This is a genomic window from Bradyrhizobium sp. Crot121, assembly GCF_059512385.1.
The window spans coordinates 1-811 of the sequence record NZ_JCAMOR010000288.1; the positions used below are offsets into that span (position 1 = coordinate 1).

The window sequence follows — 811 nt, forward strand, 5'->3', positions numbered from 1 at the left end:
GCGGCGATAGCGACGACAGCGAAGTAATTTCGTGCGGTTTTTTCGTAGCGCGTAGCAACGCGCCTGAAACGCTTCAGTTTCGAGAAGCAGCATTCGATTAGATGACGCTCGGCATAGAGGGGTTTGTTGAGCGGATATTTGATTGCCCGTGAGGGGTTGTTCGGAATGACGGCTTGAGCGCCTTTTGCGGCGATCGCGGATCGCAAGGCATCGGAATCGTAGGCGGCATCGCCCATCACGACCTCCGCCGGGAGCCCCTCGATGAGCGGCTGGGCCTGAGGCGCATCGCCGGCTTGACCTGCCGTTAGGAAGAAGCGGACCGGGCAACCTAAGCCCCGGACAGCCATATGGATTTTTGTCGTCAGGCCGCCGCGCGAACGCCCGATGGCCTGATTTTGAGCCCCCCTTTTGCGCCGCTGGCGTGCTGGTGGGCGCGGACGATGGTGGAGTCAACGATCAGGTATTCGAAGTCCGGATCATCCGCGAGCGCTTCGAACATACGTAGCCAGACCCCCTTGGCGCTCCACCGGCTGAAGCGCCGGAAGACGCTGTTCCATTCGCCAAACGCTTCGGGCAGATCACGCCACGGCGAACCGGTTCGCACGATCCATAACACGCCCTCGACAAACATCCGGTTGTCGCGGCCTGTCGAACCACGCTGGTCCGGCCGACCGATGATCAAGCCGGAGATACGGTCCCATTGCGTGTCGTTCAGAACGAGCCGATCCAGAACCCCCAAGGCTTCCTCCTAAAAGAAAGCCTTGAATCACGTTCCGTCTGATTTGAGAATCCCAAGAGTCCACACAGCCTA

General features: G+C 59.8%; 1 protein-coding gene. It reads right to left on the minus strand.

From position 1 onward, the window contains the following. Positions 1-739, minus strand: a protein-coding gene (locus AC5ZGW_RS46570; RefSeq protein ID WP_496114194.1) for an IS5 family transposase whose coding sequence is annotated in 2 segments (ribosomal slippage) — positions 1-406 and positions 406-739 — 740 coding nt annotated over the 2 segments. Because the reading frame shifts where the segments join, the coding sequence is not laid out codon by codon here. This gene is flagged as partial in the annotation. Between the last annotated feature and the right edge of the window lie 72 nt (positions 740-811).